Below are 20,147 nucleotides of genomic sequence, written 5' to 3' on the forward strand. Positions count from 1 at the left end.
CCCCCGCCACGTGGCCGTCAACGAACTGCTCGTTCGCTCCACCGAGCAGGGCTGTCCCACCGAGCCCGCCCCTGTGCCTGCCCCCGCCGGGCAGGGCAGGGCCTCAGGGGAAGTTCGGGTGGGTGGGGTACGCGTGGGCGGCCAGCGGGGTCTCCGGGCGGGTCATCAGCGGTACGGTCCGCCACTCGGCGTCGAAGGTGCCGGTGCGCAGGTCGCAGGTGAGGCGGAGCTTGTGCGCGCTCCGGACGAGCTGGAGGTGGGCGACCACGGTGTCCGGGCTCGTCCTTGTCGCCCGCGCCGCGATGTGTCCGGTCACCGGCCAGGAGCCTGCATGGAGGCGCAGAGTCGTGGTGGCGCCGTGCTTCTCGTACAGCGTCAGCTCCGTCGGGGCGAGGGTGATCCGCTCCAGCAGGGGGAGGGCCGAGCGGGCGGCGGTGAACTCGCCGCGCGGCACCGCGTCGCCTTCGGGGAACGGCAACTGAAGTCCCGTCAGCCTGCGTTGCAGCAGCGCGTCAGCTGTGGCGGAGCCCGTGCCCCCGTCCCCGAGCGCGGGGAGGAGGTGGGCCCACGCCGCGTCGAGTACGCCCTGCATGTTCTCGGTCTCGGCGGTCAGGGCCAGGACGGCGTCCTGTTCGGGCAGGACGACGCAGAACTGGCCGAAGGCCCCGTCACCGCGGTAGCCGTGCCGGGACATCCAGAACTGGAAGCCGTACCCCTGCGTCCAGTCCGGTGTCGCGCCGGTTCCGCTGTTGTCGACCTGGGCGCGGGTCGCGGCGGCGACCCACTCCGGCGCCAGCAGCTGCCGTCCCTCCCAGACTCCGCCCTGCAGATACAGCTGACCGAGCCGGGCCACGGCCTCCGTGGTGGTGTGCAGGCCGGCGAAGCCCGCCTCCCGCCCCGCCGGGTAAGGGAGCCAGAACGCCTCACCGATCCCCAACGGCTCGAACAGTCGGGGCCGCAGGAACTCCGTCAGTGTCTGCCCCGTCACCCGCTGGACGATCGCGGCCAGGGTGTAGGTGGTGGACTGGCTGTAGGCGAAGGTGACGCCCGGAGTCCCGTCCGGCGGCTCCAGCAGGAAGCCGCGCACCGGCTCGGCCGGATCGGTGGCCAGGGCCCGGAACCACTGCTCGGTGGTGTGACCGGCGGACATGGACGCGATGTGCCGGACCAGGATGGACCGGCTGCGTGGGTCCGTGATCTCCGCGGCCAACTCCGGAAAGTACGAGACGACCGGGGCGTCGAGGTCCAGCCGCCCCTCCGCCCGGGCGAGGCCGACCGCCGTGGCGGTGAACAACTTCCCCAGCGAGTAGAGCTGCTGCACCCCCTGCGGAGCGTAGGGGGCCCACCATCCCTCCGCGATCACGTAGCCGTGCCGCAGCAGCATGACGCTGTGCGGCTCGATCCCGGCCACGCCGTCGATCGCGTCGAGGAAGGCGACGACTCCGCGCGCGTCGGTGTCCTGCGCGGACGGCGAACAGCGGGGCACGGATGCCATCGGACCTCCTGACGGGGCGGACGACGCGTCGCGCCCGCACGGTCAATCATGCTCGACCACGACCATCGCGTGCCCGTCCAGGACGGTGACGCGCAGGGTGCCTCGACTGGGTGCGGGTACGGGTGCGGTCCTGGGTGCGGTGAGGGTGCCTGGTCCCGGGGGTGTGTCCGGGGCCAGGCACCGTGTGGGTGTCGGGTGGGTCAGCCGAGGGTCCATTTCTGGTTGCTCTGGCCGCTGCAGGTCCACAGTTGGACCAGGGCGCCGTCGGCGGTTGAGGCTCCGTTGACGTCCAGGCACAGGCCCGACTGGACCCCGGTCACCGAGCCGTCGCTGTTCAGGCGCCACTGCTGGTTGGCCTGGCCGTTGCAGGGCCATTCCACGGCCTTCGTGCCGTTGGTGGTGCCCTGCCCGTACGCGTCCAGGCACAAGGTGGTCCCGGAGTCCGTCACGGTCAGCTGACCGGCCGCGGTGTGGGTCCAGGTCTGGTTCGCGCCACCCCAGCAGCTGTAGATCTGCACCTGCGTCCCCGCCGTCGTCGAGGCGTTCGGCACGTCCAGGCACTTGCCCGCACCCACCGCATGCAACTCACCCGTGGTGCTTCCGGTGGTGCTCGTGCTGTAGCCGGCGGCGGTGATGTTGGCCTGGACGGCGTTCTCGGTGGCGTCGGAGGGGTAGCCGGAGGTCATGACGCCCTCGTAGAAGGTGCCGGTGGCGCCGTTGCTGTTGTCGCCGCCGATGCCGAGGATGATCGCGCCCTCCTTGTGCATCGGGTTGTAGCCGGACACGTTGGGGCGCGGGCCGCTGTAGTCGGTCGACAGGCCGCCCGACTGGGCGTTGCCGGAGCGGATCGCCCACTGGTTGGGCTCGCCCTTGACGATGGCGGTGACGAAGCGGTCGTTGATGCTGGGGTCGTTGGCGTTGTAGCCGGCGTTCACGCCGGAGAACAGGCCGTTCTCCTGGTCGGCCATCACCCACGGCCCGTTGCCGCTGCCGTAGCCCCAGACCTTGATGTTGCCGAAGTAGATGGCCTCCATGGTGCCGTTGCCGTCGTCGTGGTTGGTGGTCTCGGCGTTGCCGTAGTCGAAGCAGCAGCCGCCGTTGTAGTGACTGCCGTCGAAGATCGCGTACTCGCCCTCGGGCTGGTCGCCGGTGGCGATGCCGTTGGTGGAGTCGTCGCGGTAGCCGGTGCCGGGGGCGACGTAGACGCCGTAGGCCTCGTGCCCGCCGACCGAGACGGGCGCGGCGGTCGCGTTCGCGAGGTTGTCCGGGCCGCCGGCCGCGCCGCCCGCCGGGGCGTCGGTGAGGTTGTTGCCCTTGCCGGACTGGTCGTAGATGACGGTGATGACGCAGCTGGTCCCGGCGCAGAAGGAGTCCTGGGCGGCGGCGTCGGCGTAGCCGCCGGCGCTCAGCAGGCCGATGTCCTTGGTTGCCCCGTCCGAGGCGCGCTTCACCTGATACAGCGAGCCGTTGTAGGCCCCGTACAGGGCGCGGGTGCTGCTGTGCGCCGCGACGCACGGGGTACCGGCCGCGGCGTAGATGTCGCAGGGTCCCTGGGCGGCCGCCTGTGCCGGGCCGGTGGTGGCGCCCGTCGTGACGAGTGCGCCGAGCACGATGGCCGCGGCAGCGCCCGTGCGGGCCAGGGCGCCCGTCCGAAGCAGCCGCCAGAGGCGGAATTTGCTCATGCAAATACTCCCTAAGTAGCGCAACTTGGTGGTTGTTAGCGCTAACATCCTGTTCCGTCCTGAGCTGCCGGGCTGCAGGATGGGTGGGATGCTCTGGGGGGAGACGGTGCAGCCTGACCGGACGCCGTGTCAAGTACATGCACGGAGAGACTTGTTGATCGGGCCTTGGTCGGGCCAGTGGTTTCCGAAACTTCTACGAAAGTTTCCGCCGCGTCTTGACGGCTCGCGGCGGCTCCGAGTTACTTGGCGGCGGGACAAGCTCACCGAGCACCGTTGCCGGACGGCTGCCGTGTCGCTGCTCCCGTTCCCCGAACCGGCGGCTGGAGTCCGCCGTCATCGCTCTCGCGCCACATCCGCGCGGAGCGTCGCGGGGCATGCCGTTCCCCCACCCACACATGCAGGAGGTCCACCATGCTTCTCGGCAGGATCCGCACCGGATTACACCCTGCGCGGGCCGTCGCGCCGACCCTGGTGCTCGCCGTCGCGGTCGGCATGCTGGCCGCGACGAGCCCGGCCGTGGCGTCCGGCAGCACGCTGAAGGCGGCCGCGGAGTCGGGCGGCCACTACTTCGGCACCGCCCTGACCGACGGCGACCTCGGCGTCAGCGGCGAAACTTCCATCGCCGGCGCCCAGTTCGACATGGTGACCCCGGGCAACGAGATGAAGTGGGACACCACCGAGCCGTCCAACGGCTCGTACAACTTCGCCCCCGGCGACCAGATCGTGCAGTACGCCCAGGCCAACGGCATGCGGGTGCGCGGCCACAACCTGGTGTGGCACAGCCAACTCCCCTCCTGGGTCTCGAGCCTGCCGCTCAACCAGGTGCAGTCCGTCATGGAGTCCCACATCACCACCGAGGCCACCCACTACAAGGGCAAGGTCTACTCCTGGGACGTGATCAACGAGCCGTTCAACGACGACGGTTCGCTGCGCCAGGACGTCTTCTACCAGGCGATGGGCTCCGGCTACCTCGCCGACGCGCTGCGTACGGCGCACGCCGCAGACCCGGGCGCGAAGCTCTACATCAACGACTACAACATCGAGGGCGAGAACGCGAAGAGCAACGCCCTCTACAGCCTGGCGCAGTCGCTGCTCGCCCAAGGTGTGCCGCTGGGCGGCATCGGCTTCGAGAGCCACTTCATCGTCGGCCAGATCCCCTCGGACATGCAGGCCAACCTCCAGCGGTTCGCGAACCTGGGCCTGGACGTGGCCGTCACCGAGCTCGACGACCGGATCCAGCTGCCCACCACCAGCGGCTCCCTCCAGCAGCAGGCCACCGACTTCGGCGCGGTGGTGCAGGACTGCCTGGCCGTATCCCGCTGTGTGGGCGTGAGCCAGTGGGGCGTGGACGACGCGCACTCCTGGATCCCCGGCACCTTCCCGGGGTACGGCGCCGCCACCATGTACGACGGCAACGACCAGCCCAAGCCGGCCTACTCCGCTGCCCTCTCCGCTCTCGGCGGCAGCTCCGGGACCGGCGGTGGCGGTGGGACCACGGGTGAGTTGCATGCGGTGGGTGCGGGCAAGTGCCTGGATGTGCCGAACGCCTCGACGACGGCGGGGACGCAGGTGCAGATCTACAGCTGCTGGGGTGGCGCGAACCAGACCTGGACCCACACCGCGGCCGGTCAGCTGACCGTGACGGACTCCGGGACCACCTTGTGCCTGGACGCGTACGGGCAGGGCACCACCAACGGCACGAAGGCCGTGGAGTGGCCGTGCAACGGCCAGGCCAACCAGCAGTGGCGCCTGAACAGTGACGGCTCGGTGACCGGGGTTCAGTCGGGCCTGTGCCTGGACGTCACCGGCGCCTCCACCGCCGACGGCGCCCTGGTCCAACTGTGGACCTGCAGCGGCCAGAGCAACCAGAAATGGACCCTCGGCTGACCCACCCGACACCCACACGGTGCCTGGCCCCGGACACACCCCCGGGACCAGGCACCCTCACGGTCAGCCCCAGGGAGAGGCGGTGAGCCAGCTGGTGTCCTGGCTCCACGAGGACGCGGAGTCCCAGGCGTTGGAGCCGCCGTCGCTCGCCACATACACCGTGTAGTCGTAGTGGCGGAGGTACTTCGTCGCGTAGTTGACGGACTGGAAGGAGTGGCCGACCCCGCTGTTGCCCGGGGTGGGGCAGAAGGTGGCGTCCTGGGCGAAGGTGCTGCCGCCGTCGTCGGTGTTCAGGTAGAGCTCGAAGGCGTAGTGGCGCAGGAACTGCCCGGGGTTGTTGGCGGACTCGAAGGACAGGCAGGAGCTGTCGGCCAGCCCGGCTCGGACGATCCAGCTGGCGTCGGCCTTCTCGGTGGCCGAACTCGCGGAGTTGACAGCCGAGATGACGACCTTGGTGTCCGCGTCGTCGTGGCGGAGGTAGTCGGAGGTGCAGCACGCCGTGGTGGCCTGCAGGGACACGCGCGAACCGGGCGTCAGCGAGCCGGTGCTCGTCGAGGCGCTGCTGTAGCCGGCGGCGGTGATGTTGGCCTGGACGGCGTTCTCGGTGGCGTCGGAGGGGTAACCGGAGGTCATGACGCCCTCGTAGAAGGTGCCGGCCGATCCGTTGCTGTTGTCGCCGCCGATGCCGAGGATGATCGCGCCCTCCTTGTGCATCGGGTTGTAACCGGAGACGTTGGGGCGCACGCCGCTGTAGTAGGTGGACAGGCCGCCCGACTGCGCGTTGCCGGCGCGGATGGCCCACAGGTTCGGGCCGCCCTTGGCGACGGCGGTCAGGAACCGGTCGTTGACGCTCGGATCGTTGGCGTTGTAGCGGGCGTTGACGCCGGAGAAGAGGCCGTTCTCCTGGTCGGTCATGATCCAGGGCCCGTTGCCGCTGCCGTAACCCCAGGTCTTGCTGTTGCCGAAGTAGATGGCCTCCATATGGCCGTTGCCGGTGTCGGTGCTGCTGGTCTCGGCGTTCCCGTAGTCGAAGCAGCAGCCGCCGTTGTAGTGCGTGCCGTCCAGGACCCCGTACTCGCCCTCCGGCTGGTCGCCCGTCGCGATGCCCGAGGTGTGGTTGTTCCGGTAGCCGGTGCCGGGGGCCACGTAGACCCCGTAGGCCTCGTGACCGCCGACGCTGACCGGCGCCTCGAAGGCATTCGCCAGGTTGTCGTTCCCGCCGGCGGCCGGGCCGGGCCAGTAGCCCTTGAGCGCCTGGGTGAGGTTGTTGCCCTTGCCGGACTGGTCGTAGATGACGGTGATGACGCAGCTGGTCCCGGCGCAGAAGGAGTCCTGCGCGGCGGCGTCGGCGTAGCCGCCGACGCTGAGCAGGCCGATGTCCTTCGTTGCTCCGTCGGAGGCGCGCTTCACCTGGTACAGCGGGCCGTTGTAGGCCCCGTACAGGGCGCGGGTGGTGCTGTGCGCCGCGACGCACGGGGTGCCGCCCGCCGCGTAGATGTCGCACGGCTCCTGGGTGGCGGCCTGCGAGGTGGTGGCCGTGGCGGTGAGCAGGCCGCCCGCGAGCACGGCGGTGGTGCCGGCCGCGAGGAGGGCGCGTCTGACGCGGTGGATCCACGGTCGCTTCATCAGGAGGAACTCCTTCACAGGGTGGGGTGTGAGGCGCGGTTCTCGGAGGGGCTGCTCGTCAGCTCCAGGGGGAGGCGACCAGCCAGCTGGTGTCCTGGGCCCACAACGCGGTCGTGTCCCAGGCGTTGGTGCCGCCGTCGCCCGCGACGTAGGCGGTGAAGTCGTAGTGGCGCAGGTACTTGCTCGGGTAGTCGAAGGACTGGAGGGAGTAGCCGGTGCCGCTGTTGCCGGGATGCGGGCAGAAGGTGGCGTCGTCGGCGAACTGCGTGGTTCCGTCGGTGGCCTGCAGGTAGAGCTCGAAGGCGTAGTGCCGGAGGTAGCGGCCGGGTTGGTCGGCCGACTCGAAGGAGAGACAGTTGCCGTCGGCCAGGCCGGGCTCGACGAGCCAGGTCGCGGCGGCCCTGGCGGTCGACGAACTGGCCGAGGTCACCGCCGCGATCACGACCTTGTCGTCACCGGCGTCGTGCTGCAGGTAGTCCGAGGTGCAGCAGGAGGTGGTGGCCCGGAGCGAGATCCTCGCCCCCGGGGTGAACGGCGTGGCCGTCGTGGCGTAACCCGCCGCGGCGATGTCGGCCTGGACCGCCGCGTCCGTCGCGTCGGAGGGATAGCCCTTGGTGACGGCACCCTCGTAGAAGGTGCCCGCGCTGGCGTTGTGGTTCGTCTGGCAGCAGTCGCCGCCGCTGCCGAGGATGATGGCCCCCTGCTTGGCCATCGGGTCGTAGCCGCTGGGCAGCGCTCCGCTGTAGAGCGTGGTCAGGCTCCCGGACCGCGCGTCGGCGGCCTTGAGCGCCATCTGGGTCGTCCCGTTGTTCTTGAGCATCGCCGTGACGAAGTGGCTGGTCTCCGCGACCTGGCTCGGGTTCCACTGCGCGCTGCCCCCGGAGAACAGGCCGTTCTCGAGGTCGGCCTGGACCCACGGACCGGATCCGCCGCAACCGCCGAACCAGCACTCCGTGCCGAAGTTGATCGCGTCCATCGCGCCGTTGCCGTCGGCCCTGTGGTTCGTCTCGGTGTTGCCGTAGTCGAAGCAGCAGGCGTTGTCGGTGTGGGTGCCGCTGGTGACCATGTACTCGCCCTCCGGCGAGCTGCCGGTGGGCACGCCGGAGGAGGAGCCGTCGACCCAGTAGCTGTTGCCGGGGTTGACATAGAGCGCGTACGCCTTCTGGCCGTTGACCGTCACCGCCTCCGAGGTCGCGGTGGCCGCGGTGTCGGCGCCGCCGGTTCCGCCCGGCCCTTGGTAGAGCAGGGTGTTGCCGTGACCGGACTGGTCGTAGACGCGGGTGATGGTGCAGACGGCGCCCGCGCAGAAGGCGTCCTGAGCCGCGGCGTCCGCGACGCCTCCGGGGGAGAGCACTCCGATGTCCTTGACGGCGCTGTCCGAGGCGCGCTGCACCTGGTAGAGCACGCCGTCGTAGGCGGCGTAGAGGGCGCGGGTGGTGCTGTGGGCGGCGACGCACGGGGTGCCGCCGGCCGCGTAGATGTCGCAGGGCTCCTGCGTGGCGGCCTGTGACGGGCCGCTCAGCGCGAGGAGTCCGGTCATGGCGAGCGCGAGGGTGGCGAGGAAGGCGAGTAGTCGCCTCAGCGTGGGGTGAGAAGCGCACAGGGCAGGCAACACGCGCGGACTCCCGAATGTTAGCGCTAACAATTTTGCGGGTGCCGAGCCCATGGCGAAATCCACGGTGATGGCCGGCCCCTGGGGGCGTTGCGGCCCTCACTATCGAGTAGGTGCTGAAGCCCCGTCAAGGCTTACGACACGGTGCATTCGAACCGGTTCGATGATGGGCGCCGGCGCGCTCAGTGGGCCGCGAGCACCAGGGCGAGCGCGATCAGGGCGGGAACGGTCTGCACGAACAGGATCTTCCGGCTGGCCGTGGCCGCACCGTACGCGCCGGCCACGGCCACGCACACCAGGAAGAACACCTTCGCCTGGAAACCCACCGGGTCGGAGGCCACCGCACCCCACACCAGGCCGGCGGCGAGGAAGCCGTTGTACAGCCCCTGGTTGCCCGCGAGGGCCTTCGTCGCGGCGGCGAACTCGGCCGTGGTCCCGAAGGCGGCGCGCGCCCTCGGTCCGGTCCACAGGAACATCTCCAGGACCAGGATGTAGGCGTGCAGGGCGGCGAGAAGCAGGACCGCGACGGTTGCGATGATCGACATGGGCACCATGGTCACACACGGACATGGCCGGCCCGGGCAGGTGTGGGAGGGGCGGCCGTGGCACCGAGCGGCCCCTCCCGGGAGCCGGTGTTCAGAGCGCGACGAGCTGCCAGTCCTGGTTGGCGCCGCCGGTCGAGGGCCACTGGATGATCTGGGTGCCGTCGGCGGTCGAGGCGTTCGCGACGTCCGCGCACCAGCCGGTACGGCTGTTGACGAGCCGGTAGTACCCGCTGGTGGTCGAGGGGACCAGCTGCCACCACTGGTTGTCGCTGCCCGTGTCGGTCCACTGGTCCAGGCTCGCGCCTTGGGCGGAACCGCCGGGGCTCTCCAGCAGCAGGCCGCTGTGGCCGTTGACGAGCCGGGAGGACCCGTCCACGTTCGACACCAGGTTCCACTGCTGGTTGGACCCGCCGCTCCAGGGCCACTGGATGACCGCGGCGCCGTCGGCGGTCGAGGAGCCGTTGACGTCCAGCACCTTGCCGCTGTTGCGGTTGACCAGCTTGAACGGGCCCGAGACCGCCGAGAACGGCCGGTCGTAGAGCTCCAGGCTGCGGATGGAGGCCCACACGCCGGACGGCAGCCCGGTGACGGTGACGCGTACGAACCGTGCCTGGGCCCGGAAGGCGGCCGCCTGCACCTGGCTGGTCGCGGTGGTGGCGGTGTTGTCGACGAGCGTGGTCCAGGAGCGGTTGTCGGTGGACGCGTCGATCCGGTACCGGTAGTTGGTCTTGTCCATTTCCCAGGCGATCCGGGTGCCGGTCAGCGAGCGGGTCGAGCCGAGGTCGACGGTGAGCCAGTGCCCCGTGTTGCCGTCGTTCGCGCACCAGCGCGTCGCGGTGTTCCCGTCCACCGCGTTCGCGGCGACGTTGCCCTTGGACGCCTCGACGCTGTCGGCCGTCGCCGTGCTGCCGACGGCGATGTCGGCCGGCTGCACGGAGCGGTCCAGGGAGACGCCGACGACGCTGTCCTCGGGGTGGGCGGTGCGGTCGATGCCGTTGATGGTGACCCGGCCGTCGCTGCCGGTCGAGTACGTCAGAGCGGCGCCGGAGCGGACGTCGAAGACGCGCGTGACCTGTGCGTCACCGATCGGCGGGGTGGTGAAGGAGGTGCCGCTGTACCCGGGCAGCAGGTGGACGTAGAAGGTGTCGCCCAGGTAGGTGAAGCCGTACTGGCCGTCGACCGGGTTCCACGGGCCGCCGCGGGTCTTGTAGATCGACTGGCCGCAGTCGGTCATGAAGGCGCCGATCTGCCGTAGCAGGGCCGCCTGCGGGGCGGAGACCGTGCCGTGCCGGTCCGGACCGACGTTGACCATCGCGGTCATGTTCCGGATCCAGCAGTTGACCAGGATGTCCATGGCGGTGCCGTAGCTCATCACGGTGGCGGTGGCGTTGTAGCCCCAGGTGCCGTCGACGGTGAAGACCTTCTCGACGAGCTGACCGGTGCGGATCGCCCCGCTCGGCACCGAACCGCCCTCGTCGCTGGCGTAGTCGCCCATCCAGCCGGAGCGTGAGGTGGCGACGATGCCGGGCTGGTGCTTGCGGACCACGCCCATCAGACCCAACGGGTTGCCGCTGCTGTCGGTGTCGCCGTAGACCGCGTCCACCGGCCACTGGTTGGCGGTGTCCCGGTACTGGCCGGGCTCCCAGAAGAAGGCGGCGTCGGCGTCGGTGCCCTGCTCCGCGATCCAGCCGCCGTCCCACCACAGGTCGTCGATCACGCCGTACTGGGTGACGAGCTCCTTGACGGACTCGTACACCTCGGTCTTCATGATCCGCGCGTTCTCCTTGTGCGCGGGGTCGGTGGTGTAGTTCCAGGGGTTGGGCGCGCAGTTGGTGCCGTACACGTCGTAGTAGCCGGGGTAGCGCCAGTCGATCGGCGAGTAGTAGAGGCCGACCCGCAGCCCGGCCGCCCGCACCGCCGCCACGTACTCCTTCACGAAGTCGCGGCTGAGCGGCGCCTGACCGGAGTTCCAGCTGTTGGGGTGGTTGAGCGGCCACAGCGCGAAGCCGTCGTGGTGACGCGTGGTCAGCGTGACGTACCCGGCGCCGAAGTCCTTGGCCAGCTGCACCCAGGCCGACGGGTCGTAGGCGTCCGCGGTGAACTGCTCACTGGTGGCGTCGGTGACGTACAGCTGGTAGTCGGCGGGGGTGATGGCCGCGTTGTGCATGTACCACTCGCCCTTGGCCGGGCCCGCGTACACGCCCCAGTGGATGAACATGCCCAGCTTGGCGTCCTGCAGCCACTGGATCCCGGAGTCCGGCTGCTGTTCGACGCCGAGGTCGGACTGCGGGATCCGCAGGGGCGGCAGGGGTAGGGGGTCGGCCGTGGCGGCGAACGCGGGCGTCGCCAGGGCGACGGGGCCGATCGCGGCGGCCGCGGTCATGGCCGCCATACCGGCGAGCACCGCCCGGCGGGATAGGGGTTCCGGCATCGTGGTTCCTCCAGTTCGATCAGTGCTGAGTTCGGTGGCGGGAGGGGATCACAGAGCGACGAGCTGCCATTCCTGGTTGGAACCGCCGTTGGCCGCCCACTGGATGATCGGGGTGCCCGCCGCGGTGGAGCCGTTCTGGGCGTCGGCGCACCAGCCGGTGCGGACGTTGACGAGCCGGCCGTAGCCGCCGCTCGTGGGGGCGAGCTTCCACCACTGGTTGTCGCTGCCGCTGTCGGTCCACTGGTCCAGTTGGGTGCCCTCGCCGGAGCCGCCGGGGCTGTCCAGGACGAGACCGCTGTTGACGTTGCGGAGCCGGAAGGAGCCGTCCGCGTTGGTCTCCTGCCGCCACTGCTGGTTGGGTCCGCCGGACCACGACCACTGGATGAGGCCGCCGCCGTCGGCCGTGGACGCCCCGCTCGCGTCGAGGACCAGGCCGCTGCGCCGGTTGACGACGCGGAAGAGCGTGGACGGCCCCAAGCTGAGCGTGAGGGTTATGCCGGTGCCGGCGGTGAGCGTCACCCGGCGCGCGTCCGCGCCGAGGGGGGAGGAGGTGACCGGGGCGCTACTGGTGACGGCGTTGATGCCCCGGCGGCAGATCACGGTGAGCGTCTGGTCGATGTCCGAGGTGAGGGTCACCGTCGCCGTGGGGACGGTGGTGTCCCAGGTGAGGGACTGGATGTGGACGCGGTTGCGGCCGCGGATCCCGTTGATGGCGCCCTTGGCGAGCTGGTAGGGCAGCGCGGGGAGGAGTTCCAGGATTCCGGGCCGGGTGTAGACCAACGCCTCGGCGAGTACGGCCGGGAGGGTGTTGGCGACGTCGCAGTTGTAGACGCTGAGGTCGGGGTAGTGGGAGGTGATCATCCCGCGGAAGACCATGTCGTTGCCGAGGATCTTCAGCAGGTCGGTGTAGACGCCGGTGCCGTCCTTGAGGCGGGCGCGGGCCAGGGCGCGGTGCAGGCTGCCGTGGCCGGCGAGGTTCTCGTCGCCGCGCAGGTCCAGGGCGCGCAGGGCGGGTTGGACGAGTGCGGGGTTGTCCTCGGGGTTGATCTCGTGCAGGGGCCAGGCGCCGTAGAGGTGGGAGATGTGGCGGTGGTCGTAGTGGTCGGTCAGGCCCGGCCAGGACCATTCGGCGAGGGCGTGGTCGCTGTTGACCGTGTAGGCGGGGAGTCGGGCCAGCAGGGCGGTCCAGCGCTGGACGCCCTGGCTGCTGCCCTGTTCGACGCCGAGGGTGTCGGCGGCGTCGATGGCGGCCTGGAGGGCGTGTCTGGCGGCGGCGATGTCGACGGTGGCGTTGACGGCGTAGGACTGGCCGGTGCCGGCGGGCTGGTTCTCGGGGGAGAAGGAGGGGACGAACACGGCCTTGCCGTTTTTGTCGGTGGTGGTGAGGAAGTCCTCGTAGAACAGGGCGAGGGTCATCAGGGCCGGGCCGAGCTTGTTCTGCAGGAAGGTGCTGTCGCCGGTGACCTGGTAGTACTCCAGCAGCGGCCACAGCAGCCAGTCGGCGCCGCCGGTCCAGGCCTCGCCGGGGAAGCCCCCGCTGTCGAAGTGGAGCATGTGCCCGTACTCGCCGTCGGTGCGGGTGGGGGCGAGGTAGCCACGGCAGCCGTAGATGTTGCGGGCGTTGGTCTGCCAGTCGGGGAGCTGGCCGAGGACGAGGTCGAAGTACCCCTGCATGGCGTCGCTGAGGTCGAGGATGTTGCCCCCGGCGACCTGCAGGTTGACGTTGGCGTCGGTGGTGAAGTCGTCGGCCCAGGACCCGCTCCAGGTGCCCGTCCACAGTCCGGTGAGCCGCGGTGGCAGGACACCGCACGAGGAGACGAAGACGTACCGGCCGGAGTCGTACATCCGCTCCAGCAGGGCGACGTCGACAGCGCCGCGGTTGGCGTTCTGCCGGGCGATCAGGTCGCTGGTGGCGAGCGCGCGGTCGGCGGCCGGGACGTCGAGGTCGATGCTGGACCGGTTGAACATCGCCGCGTGCAGCGGGCTGTGGCGGGTGAGGAGGGTCGCGTAGTCCGCGGTGAGCCGGGCGAGCGCCGTCTGCAGGGGGTGGGCGTTCCAGTCGGTGGCGTTCTCGTAACGCCCCAGCATGCTGAGCAGCAGCAACCTGCTTGCGCCGGAGACGGTGACGGTCTGCCCGTTCGCGGTGACCGAGCCGCCGATGGGCACGATGCGGGTGGTTCCCTCGAACCCGTAGGCGCCGCCGGCGGGGTAGATCCCGCGCAGGTCGAGGTAGCCGTCGCCGTTGGCGACGGTGGCGGTGGTGGTGAAGGCGACGCTGCCGGGGACGCCGTCGAGCGCGGTGTTGACGCTGAGGGTGGCGCTGAGGGTCTGGCCGGAGGCGGGCAGGAGCTCGTGGACGACGACCTTGTCGGCGCGGGAGACGAAGCCGTGGCGCAGCCAGGTGCCGCTGCTGTCGCTCCAGGTGGCGCCGACCTCGCCGGTCTGGAAGTCGGTGGTCCGCGCGTAGTTGTCCGCGGTGGTCATACCCGGGGTGCTGATCTGCAGTTCGTGGCTGGGGTGGAAGGTCTGCGTCCACCGCAGCTGCCAGCCGTGGTCCAGGGTGGCGGCGGCCTGGGCGTAGTTCCCGGCGAGCGCCTGGCTGCGGGAGGTGGCGAGCTGGGCTGCGACGACGGGGGGCTGGAGGTCCCGGGTGCCGTTGGGCAGGACGAAGTGGTGGCAGGTGAGGATGACCTTCTCCAGCGTCGGCGCCCCGTGGAAGACGGCGCCGAACTCCCCGTTGCCGCTGACGAAGCCGTCCGTCCAACTGCTGGCGGAGGCGCTGTCCCAGATGCCGCGTCGGGGCAGGGTGACGCCGGGTGGCACTGGCGCCGCCGCGGACGCCCTGGCGGTGAACACGGCGGGCAGTGCGGTGGCGCCGGCGGTGAGGGCGGCGGCGACCAGGAAGCGCCGTCTCCCTAACGGAACGTTGGGCATATCCATGACAGGTACTCCTTCGGCTCGGGCCGGACACGGGGTGGGTGCCGGGTGGTGCTCCAGGAAGTCGGTGTTCCAGGACGTCGGTGCTCGGGGACGTTGGTGCTGCGGGAAGGTCAGTCCTGCGCCTTGCCGCCGGTGATGCGGGAGATGACCAGGGCGACCAGGATGATCGCGCCGTTGAGGGCGCCGATCCACTGGGCCGGGACGCCGCCCAGGGTGAGCACGTTCTGGATCAGGAAGAGCAGCAGGATGCCGGTGAAGGCCCCGAACATGCTGCCCTTGCCGCCGTTGAGGCTGATGCCGCCGATGACCGCCGCGGCGAAGACGGTGAAGATGTCGCCGTTGCCCTGCGCGGAGGCGACCGAGGCGAGGCGTCCGGAGAGCATCAGGCCGCTGAGCGCGGCCAGCAGGCCGGCGGTCACCATCACCGTCCACAGCACCCGGTCGGTCCGGATGCCGGCGGCCTTGGCCGCGTCGATGTTGCCGCCGATGGCGTACAGGGAGCGGCCGAAGCTGGTGAAGCCCAGGACGACGATCCCGGCAGCGAACAGCAGCAGGCAGATCCACACCGAGGCGGGGACGCCGAGCCACTCGGTGGTGCCGAGATAGAGCATCGAGCCGGGCAGGTTGAAGAAGGTCTGGCCGCTCGAAATGCCGGTGAGCAGGCCGCGCAGAACGATCAGCATGCCCAGGGTCACGATGAAGCCGTTCAGTCCGAAGCGGATGATGAACAGGGCGTTGACGGCGCCGACCACCAGGCCCACGGCCAAGGTGACCGGGACGGCCCAGGCGCCGGGAAGCAGGCCGAGCCCGTGGCCCGCCCCGGCCGGGACGGTGAGCCAGGCGGCGATGCCGGGCGCGAGACCGACGGTGGACTCGAGCGAGAGGTCCATCTTCTTGACGATCAGGACCAGCGTCTCCGCCAGCACCAGGACGGCCATCTCGGACATGGTCTGCAGGACGTTGACGAGGTTGTCGGTCTGCAGGAACACCGGGTTGACGAGCTGTCCGACGATCGCGATCACCACGATCGCGGGGATGAGCGCCAGGTCCCGCAGCCGCGCCACGGCGATCCGGCGCACCGGGCGGGCGCCGGCCGGTGCGCTCGGAACGGTTGTCGTGGTGGTGGTCTCGGTGGTCTCAGACACGGAGATCCATTCCTTCCATGGCGGCCACCAGGGCGTGGTCGTGCCAGCCGCGTTGCATCTCGCCGACGATCCGGCCCTGGAAGAAGACCAGGACCCGGTCGCACAGCCGTAAGTCGTCCAGTTCGTCGGAGGCGACCAGCACGGCGGTGCCGCGGTCGGCGGTCTCCTCGACCTTGCCGAGCAGGAACTCCTTGGAGCGCACGTCCACACCCGCGGTGGGGTTGATCAGCACCAGCAGTCCGGGGTCGTTGGCCAGGGCGCGGGCCATGACGACCTTCTGCTGGTTGCCGCCGGAGAGGCCGGAGACGTGCTGACCGGGCCCAGGGGTCTTGATGGCCAGGTTGTCGATCATGGTGTGGGCGAGGGCGTCCCGGCGGCGGCCGTCGATGAGGCCGCGGGGGCCCAACCGCTCCGGGACGGTGAGCGTGCCGTTGTCCGCGATGGACATCTCCGGCACATAGCCCTGGTGGTGGCGGTCCTGGGGTACGAAGCCGACCCCGGCCGCCAGCGCGGCCGGGACACTGCCGGGGCGCGGCCGTCGCCCGCCGATGCGCACCTCACCGGCGTCGGCCGCCCGCAACCCGACCACGGTCTCGGCCAGTTCGGTCCGGCCGCTGCTCGCCGCGCCCGCCAGGCCCACGATCTCGCCGGCACTCACGGCGAACGACACGTCCTGGTACCCGCCGGTGGCGGAGAGGCCCGCCACCGACAGGACCTCCGCCGTGCCGTCGGTCCGGGCCGGACGGGGCCGCCCACCCGGTGCCGCTCCGCGGTCCGCATCGCCCGTCATCGCGGCTACCAGCTCCGTCCGCGGCAGGTCGTCGACCCGGGAGGTGAGGATGTGCCGGGCGTCCCGGAAGACCGTCACCGTGTCGCAGAGGTCGTAGATCTCCTGCAGGTGGTGGCTGATGAACAGGAAGGTGACGCCCTGCTGCTGGAGTTCCCTGATCCGGTCGAAGAGCCGGTTGATCGCCGCGCCGTCGAGCTGGGCGGTGGGCTCGTCCAGCACGATGAACCGCGCACCGAAGGAGAGGGCGCGGGCGATCTCCACGAACTGGCGTTGCTCGACCGAGAGTTCGGCGGCCGGGGTGCTGACGTCCACGTCGACCGACCAGGTCTCCAGCAGCTCGCGGGCTTGGCGCCGGACGGTACGCCAGCTGATCAGGCCGCCGCGGGCGTGCGCGTGACGGTTCAGGAAGAGGTTCTCCGCCACGGTGAGCTCGGGAATGATCGTCGACTTCTGGTAGACGCAGGCGACCCGGCGTCTCCAGGCGTCCCGGTCGGCGACGCGGGGCGCCGGCTCGCCGCCGAACGTGACCGTTCCCTCGTCGGGTGCCTGCAGGCCGGTCAGGATCGAGACCAGCGTGGACTTGCCGGCGCCGTTGCGGCCGACCAGGGCGTGGGTCTCCCCGGCCAGGACGGTGAGGTGCGCGTCGCGCAGGGCCACCGTCGACCCGAACCGCTTGGTGACCGCCGTCGCCTCGGCGACGGGCGGGGTCGTGCTGCCCATTTCACGCACCGCCTTCCGGTCAGCCGAGGTGGTTGCCCCACAGGGAGGAGTCCGTGCTCGTCAGGGAGGTGATGCCGCCGTACGTCCCGCCGTCGGCGGTGACCAGCGGGGCGGAGAGCTGGTCCTCCAGCAGACCGGGCCGGACCTGCACGATCTGGCTGCCGTGGTCGGTCGGGCCGGGCTTGAACACCTTCCCCGCGATCGCGGACTGCAGGTAGTACAGGGCGTACTTCGCGTAGAGGTCGGCGGGCTGCGAGACCGTGGCGTCGATCTTCCCGGCGGCGATGTCCTTCAGCTCCTCCGGGATGCCGTCGTTGGAGACCACGAACACGTGCTTCGGATCCTTGGGGCCGGCCAGCAGCCCCTTCTGCTGGAGGACCTGGAGGGTGCCCGCAAGGGCGAAGCTGGACTGCATGTAGACGCCCTTGACGTCCGGATGCGCCGTCAGGTCGGTCTGCAGCTTCTGGGCCGCGGTCGCCGCGTCCCAGTTGGTGGCCTCGCCGTAGACGGTGACGGAGGGGAAGTTCTGCTTCATGCAGGCGTTGAACGCCTCGGTGCGGTCGCGGCCGTTGATGGAGGCGAGGTCGCCCTCCAGCATGACCACCGAGCCCTTGCCGCCGAGCTTGGTGCCGAGGAACTCGCACGCCTTCTGCCCGTAGGCGCGGTTGTCGGCGCGGACCACCATGTAGACGTCGCCGGTGTCCGGGCGGGTGTCGACGGTGACCACGGGGATCTTCTTGGCGTTGAGCTGGGCCAGGGTCGGCGCGATGGCGGCCGTGTCCTGGGGCGCCATGGCGACGCCTTTCACGTCCTCGGCCACGAAGGTCTGGACGTTCGCGGCGAGCTTGGCGACGTCATTCTGCGAGTTGGTGGTTTTCAGGCTCAGGCCGAGCTGCTTGGCGTACTGCGGTGTGTACTGGATGTAGGAGTTCCAGAAGTCGGTGTCGGACCGGGGGTAGTCGACGCCGACGACCTGGGCCCCGGCACCGCCGCCGGCGGATGTCGTGCTCGCGCAGCCGGCGAGCGGGGCGAGGGCGAGGAGAGCGGCGGCACGTACGGTGAGGTGTCTGAGCTTCATGGTGGCCTGCCCAAGGGATACGAGGGTGGTGGAGGGTGGCTCAGCTGGGACGGGGAGGGCGCAGGCGGAGGCCGTCCATGCCTCCGTCGACGGCCAGGTCGGTGCCGGTGGTCGCGCCCGCGAGCGGGCTGGCGAGGTAGGCGATGGCGGCGGCCACCTCGTCGGGGGTGACCAGTCGCCCGAGGGGCTGACGGGCCCTGAGCGCGGCGCGTTCGTCGGCCGGATCGTCGGCCCGGCCGAGCAGCCGGTCGACCCAGGGGGTGGCGACCGTACCGGGGTTGACACAGGTGACGCGGATGCCGTCGGCGACGAGGTCGGCGGCCATCGCGCGGGTCATCGCGAGCACGGCGCCCTTCGAGGCCGAGTAGAGCACGCGGTCGGGCAGCCCGGCGGTGGCGGCGACGGAGCAGGTGTTGACGATCGCCGGGGCGGCCGACCGCCGCAGGTAGGGTAGGACGGCGCGGGTCGTTCTGACCACGCCGAGGACGTTCACCTCCAGGACCTGGCGCCATTCGTGGTCCGGGTTGTCCTCGATGCCACCCTGGGCGCCGATCCCGGCGTTGTTGACCAGGATGTCCACGCCACCGAGGAGTTCGGCGGCCCAGGTCACCCCGGCGCGGACGGACTCCTCGTCCGCGACGTCGACGTGGGCCCTGACCATCGGCTCGGGAACGTCCTGCGGGTTGAGGTCCAGACATGCGACGCGAGCGCCGCGCGCGGTCAGCAGTTGGGCGGTGGCGAGCCCGATGCCCGAGGCCCCTCCGGTGACGACGGCGGTCAGGCCGTCGAACTCCAGGTCGCTCATGCGGGGTGCTCCTCGCGCCAGACGGGGCCGTCGGGGTAGCGGTGCTCGGCGGCGGAGGCAGGGTGGAGTTCGGCGCCGATGCCGGGGGCGGTGGGCGCCAGGTAGCGTCCCTCGCGGATCCGTACCGGGGCGGTGAAGTGCTCATGCAGGTGGTCGACGTACTCGACGACCCGGTCCTCGGTCGTGCCGCTGACGGCCACGTAGTCGAACATCGCCAGGTGCTGCACCATCTCGCACAGCCCGACGCCGCCCGCGTGCGGGCAGACCGGCACGCCGAACTTGGCGGCCAGCAGCAGGATCGCGACGTTCTCGGTGACGCCGGCGGTGCGGCTCGCGTCCAGCTGCAGCACGTCGAGCGCCTGGGCCTGGAGCAGCTGCTTGAACATCACCTGGTTGTGGCAGTGCTCGCCGGTGGCGACCTTGACGGGTGCGACCGCGCGCCGGATCGCCGCGTGGCCGAGGATGTCGTCGGGGGAGGTCGGCTCCTCGATCCAGTACACGTCGTGCGCCGCGAGCGGGGCCATCCAGTCGATCGCCTGCCGCACGCCCCAGGCCTGGTTGGCGTCGACGGCGATCCGGATGTCAGGGCCGACCGCCTGGCGGGCCAGGGCGACGCGGCGCAGGTCGTCGGCCGGATCCGCGCCGACCTTCAGCTTGATCTGGGTGAAGCCGTCGGCGACGGCCTGCTTCGCGAGCCGGACGAGCTTCTCGTCGGTGTAGCCGAGCCAGCCGGGGGAGGTGGTGTAGGCCGGGTAGCCCTCCGTGAGCAGGCGCTGCCTGCGTTCGGCCCGGCCGGGCTCGGCGCGGCGCAGGATGTCCAGTGCCTCGTCGCGGGTGAGGGCGTCCTCCAGGTACCGGAAGTCGACCAGGTCGACGAGTTGTTCGGGCGTCAGGTCGCTGAGGAGCTCCCAGACCGGCTTGCCCTCGCGGCGGCCGTACAGGTCCCAGACGGCGTTCACGATCGCGGCGGCCGCCATGTGGATCGCGCCCTTCGCCGGTCCCAGCCAGCGCAGTTGGCTGTCGCCGACGAGCCGGCGGGAGAACCCGCCGAGGTCGCCCAGCACCTCGTCCACCGGCAGGCCCACGACGAGTGGGGCGAGCGCCCGCACCGCCGCGACCTCCACCTCGTTGCCGCGCCCGACGGTGAACGCCAGCCCGTGGCCGGCCTGGCCGGTGCTCGTACGGATCGTCACGTAGGCGGCGGAGTAGTCGGGTTCGGGGTTCAGCGCGTCGGAGCCGTCCAGCTGACGGGAGGTCGGGAACCTGATGTCGGCGGCCTCGACGGCGGTGATCACTTCGGTCACGGCGCCTCTTTTGCCTTGCCTGGATACATGGGATGGATTTATAGGAGGAGCGGCTGTCGGCGTCCAGGGGTCGCGCAGTGGAAGTTT

At 70.6% G+C, this 20,147-nt stretch carries 13 protein-coding genes; 1 reads left to right on the forward strand and 12 read right to left on the reverse strand.

All coding sequences use genetic code 11. From position 1 onward, the window contains the following. Positions 1-103 precede the first annotated feature (103 nt). Both DN069_RS05105 and DN069_RS05110 read right to left on the reverse strand, forming a co-directional pair. Positions 104-1,495: a serine hydrolase domain-containing protein gene (locus tag DN069_RS05105; RefSeq protein ID WP_111499616.1), complete on the reverse strand. Its 1,392-nt coding sequence runs from the start codon at positions 1,493-1,495 to the stop codon at positions 104-106. Positions 1,496-1,695: 200 nt separating this feature from the next. Beyond that, positions 1,696-3,177, reverse strand: a complete 1,482-nt coding sequence (locus tag DN069_RS05110; RefSeq protein WP_111499617.1) for an arabinofuranosidase catalytic domain-containing protein — start codon at positions 3,175-3,177, stop codon at positions 1,696-1,698. Positions 3,178-3,588: 411 nt separating this feature from the next. On the opposite strand from DN069_RS05110, the gene DN069_RS05115 reads away from it, so the two are divergent. Continuing rightward, positions 3,589-5,064, forward strand: coding sequence for an endo-1,4-beta-xylanase (locus DN069_RS05115; protein ID WP_111499618.1), 1,476 nt, complete (start codon positions 3,589-3,591; stop codon positions 5,062-5,064). A gap of 63 nt (positions 5,065-5,127) precedes the next feature. Here the strand turns inward: DN069_RS05115 and DN069_RS05120 are convergent, their stop codons facing one another. From DN069_RS05120 to DN069_RS05165, 10 genes are all read right to left on the reverse strand, one after another. Then, the gene (locus DN069_RS05120; protein WP_111499619.1) at positions 5,128-6,690 is read right to left on the reverse strand and encodes an alpha-L-arabinofuranosidase B; all 1,563 of its coding nucleotides are present in this window, start codon (positions 6,688-6,690) and stop codon (positions 5,128-5,130) included. A 58-nt stretch (positions 6,691-6,748) separates the two neighbouring features. After that, positions 6,749-8,230 (reverse strand): alpha-L-arabinofuranosidase B, encoded by a 1,482-nt coding sequence (locus tag DN069_RS05125; RefSeq protein WP_111499620.1) that lies wholly within the window; start codon positions 8,228-8,230, stop codon positions 6,749-6,751. Between the two features lie 254 nt (positions 8,231-8,484). After that, positions 8,485-8,847, reverse strand: a complete 363-nt coding sequence (locus tag DN069_RS05130) for a DUF1304 domain-containing protein (RefSeq protein WP_111499621.1) — start codon at positions 8,845-8,847, stop codon at positions 8,485-8,487. A gap of 91 nt (positions 8,848-8,938) precedes the next feature. Beyond that, positions 8,939-11,278 carry an alpha-L-fucosidase gene (locus DN069_RS05135; RefSeq protein WP_111499622.1) on the reverse strand — a complete coding sequence of 780 codons (2,340 nt, stop codon included), beginning with the start codon at positions 11,276-11,278 and terminating at the stop codon, positions 8,939-8,941. 48 nt (positions 11,279-11,326) lie between these two features. Next, positions 11,327-14,218, reverse strand: coding sequence for a glycosyl hydrolase family 95 catalytic domain-containing protein (locus tag DN069_RS05140; protein ID WP_111499623.1), 2,892 nt, complete (start codon positions 14,216-14,218; stop codon positions 11,327-11,329). Between the two features lie 110 nt (positions 14,219-14,328). Beyond that, on the reverse strand, positions 14,329-15,297 hold the full coding sequence (locus DN069_RS05145; RefSeq protein ID WP_243638923.1) for an ABC transporter permease: 969 nt from the start codon (positions 15,295-15,297) through the stop codon (positions 14,329-14,331). A gap of 58 nt (positions 15,298-15,355) precedes the next feature. After that, positions 15,356-16,873 carry a sugar ABC transporter ATP-binding protein gene (locus DN069_RS05150; protein ID WP_111499625.1) on the reverse strand — a complete coding sequence of 506 codons (1,518 nt, stop codon included), beginning with the start codon at positions 16,871-16,873 and terminating at the stop codon, positions 15,356-15,358. 19 nt (positions 16,874-16,892) lie between these two features. Continuing rightward, positions 16,893-17,951 carry a sugar ABC transporter substrate-binding protein gene (locus tag DN069_RS05155; RefSeq protein ID WP_111499626.1) on the reverse strand — a complete coding sequence of 353 codons (1,059 nt, stop codon included), beginning with the start codon at positions 17,949-17,951 and terminating at the stop codon, positions 16,893-16,895. A 40-nt stretch (positions 17,952-17,991) separates the two neighbouring features. Then, positions 17,992-18,756 (reverse strand): SDR family NAD(P)-dependent oxidoreductase, encoded by a 765-nt coding sequence (locus tag DN069_RS05160; protein ID WP_111499627.1) that lies wholly within the window; start codon positions 18,754-18,756, stop codon positions 17,992-17,994. Continuing rightward, complete coding sequence (locus DN069_RS05165) at positions 18,753-20,060, reverse strand: enolase C-terminal domain-like protein (protein ID WP_111499628.1); 1,308 nt, start codon at positions 20,058-20,060, stop codon at positions 18,753-18,755. The genes DN069_RS05160 and DN069_RS05165 overlap by 4 nt, the downstream gene beginning before the upstream one ends. Between the last annotated feature and the right edge of the window lie 87 nt (positions 20,061-20,147).

The organism is Streptacidiphilus pinicola, from assembly GCF_003258295.1.
GTDB lineage: Bacteria > Actinomycetota > Actinomycetes > Streptomycetales > Streptomycetaceae > Streptacidiphilus > Streptacidiphilus pinicola.